This is a genomic window from Acidovorax sp. A1169, from assembly GCF_030704685.1.
Taxonomy (GTDB): Bacteria; Pseudomonadota; Gammaproteobacteria; order Burkholderiales; family Burkholderiaceae_C; genus Acidovorax.
In genome coordinates this window covers 1-2,499 of sequence record NZ_JAUZDX010000055.1, presented here as the reverse complement: position 1 = coordinate 2,499, position 2,499 = coordinate 1, and the positions used below count along the sequence as shown (strand labels likewise).

At 66.1% G+C, this 2,499-nt stretch carries 3 protein-coding genes; all 3 read left to right on the top strand.

Going from position 1 to position 2,499, the window contains the following annotated elements:
- The first annotated feature begins 150 nt into the window (after positions 1-150).
- The 3 genes from QYL93_RS31770 to QYL93_RS31760 are packed head-to-tail and all read left to right on the top strand — an operon-like array spanning position 151 to position 2,437.
- A complete protein-coding gene (locus QYL93_RS31770) occupies positions 151-504 on the top strand; it encodes a transposase (RefSeq protein WP_305747420.1) in 354 nt (117 codons plus the stop codon).
- A complete protein-coding gene (gene tnpB, locus QYL93_RS31765) occupies positions 480-830 on the top strand; it encodes an IS66 family insertion sequence element accessory protein TnpB (protein WP_305747419.1) in 351 nt (116 codons plus the stop codon). The genes QYL93_RS31770 and tnpB overlap by 25 nt, the downstream gene beginning before the upstream one ends.
- 29 nt (positions 831-859) lie before the next feature.
- Entirely contained in the window at positions 860-2,437 is a 1,578-nt protein-coding gene (locus QYL93_RS31760; RefSeq protein ID WP_305747418.1) for an IS66 family transposase, read from the top strand.
- The last annotated feature ends 62 nt before the right edge of the window (positions 2,438-2,499 follow it).

Sequence of the window (2,499 nt, the reverse complement as noted above, 5' to 3'; positions counted from 1 at the left end):
GTATGCGGTCATTCAACCACGCCCTTTCCGAAGGCCGGCTGATTTGAGAGCCTACGTGTCCACGTACATGTAGATGGGAACGTAATGTCAGAGTGGGTTTCAGATTTGGCCGGGCGGTTGATCGTCAGCCGCAAGCGTGATGGGCGGTGTGTGTATGACGAGCAGGCCAAGCAGGAGCTGATCGCGGCTTGCGGCCGGCCAGGCATCTCGATGGCCAGGCTGGCGCGCGACTGTGGCATCAATGCCAACTTGTTGAACACCTGGGTGCGCAAGCACGAACGCAAGGCGGCGGTCTTGCCCTCGCCGGTGGCCGCCGAGGCCGATGCAGCCGCATCGGCCTTCGTGCCCGTGCGCATCGAAGCACCAGCGCAGGCCGCCGTGCAGCTGCAGGCCCGGCTGCCCAACGGCGTTGTCGTGGACCTGGCCAGCTGCGACCTGCCGCAAGCATGCGCGCTCATCGAGGCGCTGGGGAGGTTGCGGTGTTCCGCTTCGAGCCGGACCTGAAGGTCTACCTGCACCGCGAAGCCATCGACTTCCGTGTAGGCTTGAACGGACTGTCTGTCCTGGTCGAGCAGGTGTTGGGCATGAGTCCGTTCGAGCAAGCGCTGTTCGTGTTCCGCAACAAGCGCCGCGACCGCGTCAAGATTCTGGGCTGGCAGCGCAACGGATTTTGGTTGTTGATGAAGCGGCTCGAGCAGGACCGCTTCATCTGGCCGGACGTGGCGGCCGTGCCGACGCTGACGGTCGAGCAGTTGCACTGGCTGCTCGATGGCATCGACCTGGCGGTCGTGCACAAGCATCCGCAGCGCCTGTACAGCCGCGTGGCCTGAGCTTGCCCCGAGGGGAACAAAGCCATGGCATGCTGGTCAAAGCTGCTGTGTCGTTGCCTCTCACCATCACCGCCGAAGACCTCGCCGCGCTCATCGCCGAGCGCGATGCACTGGCCGGCGCACTGCGGGTGGCCAATGCCCAACGCGACCTCGCGCTGGAGCGGCTGAAGGCCCTGCAGCGTCAGCTGTTCGCGGCCAAGAGCGAGGCGCGCAGCCTTGACCAGAAGGACCTGTTTCTCAACGAGGCGGAACAGCTCGCCCCCACTGACCAGACGCCAGCGGCGCAGACTGAGAAAGAGGAATCGACGTCTGTCGCAGGCCATCAGCGCAAGAAGCGCGGCCGCAAGCCCCTGGACGCGGCACTGCCGCGCGAGATCGTGCGCCACGAGCTGCCCGAGGCCGAGCGTGTGTGTGCCCACGACGGGCACGCGCTGGTGGAGATCGGCGCGGAGATCAGCGAGCAGATCGACGTGATCCCCGAGCAGGTGCGCGTGCTGCAGCACCACCGCGTCAAGTACGCATGCCCGTGCTGTGACCTAAGCCTGAAGGTTGCGCCGGCACCGGCGCGCATCATCCCCCGCGGGCTGCTCACCGAGCGGGCGCAAGCCTGGGTCATCACCGGCAAGTACCAGTTCGGCATGCCGCTGTACCGCACGGCCGCGTTGCTGCGCCGCTTCGGTGGTGACCTCGCCAGCAATACGCTGGCCGCCGGCGTCGTGCGCATCGGCCAGGCCGTGCAGCCCGTCATCAACTTGCTTCGCGACCACCTGCTGGACTCCGAGCTGATCTACGGCGACGAGACCACGGTCCAAGTGCTCAAGGAGCCCGGGCGCAAGGCCCAGACCAAGAGCTACATGTGGGCACAGATGAACGGCACGGGCCCGCCGGTGCGGTTGTTCGCCTATGCGCCGGGACGCGGCGCCGTGCACGCGGAGAAGCTCTACGCAGGTATACGCCCGGGCACCACACTCATGAGCGATGGCTATGAGGTCTACAACGGCATTGCCAAGGCCGGCGGGCTCACGCACCTGGGGTGCTGGGTTCACGCGCGCCGGCCATTCATCAAGGCCGAGGACGCCATCCCGAAGGCTGCGCGTTCCCAGGACCAGCTCGCCAGCCGGTTCGTGCGGCTCATCGGCAAGCTGTACCGCGCCGAAGCGCTGGCCAAGGACTGGAGCCCGCAACGCCGGCTGCGGCTGCGTTCGCGCTACAGCCGCGCGGTCGTGCGTGAGATCGAGGGGCTGCTGCTCACGCATCTGCATCGCGTTGCACCGTCCAGCCTGCTGGGGGAGGCACTGCACTATCTGCACGGGCAGTGGCCCAAGCTCGTGCGGTTCCTGGACAGCGGCACTTGGCCGCTAGACTCCAACCCGGTCGAGAACGCCATCCGGCCGTTCGTCGTCGGAAGACGCAGCTGGTTGTTCGCCGACACCGTGGGCGGCGCAAACGCCAGCGCCAACCTGTACTCGTTGATCGAAACCGCCAAAGCCAACAACATCGAGCCCTACCGCTACCTCGTCGCGCTCTTCAAGAAGTTGCCGCTGGCCCAGACGGTGGACGACTACGAGGCTCTGCTGCCCTGGAACATCGCACTGGGCGAGGCGTAGACCGCGACTCGCAAATAGGCTCCAGCGCCGTGCGCAAGGGCGTGGTTGATTGACGGCTTACG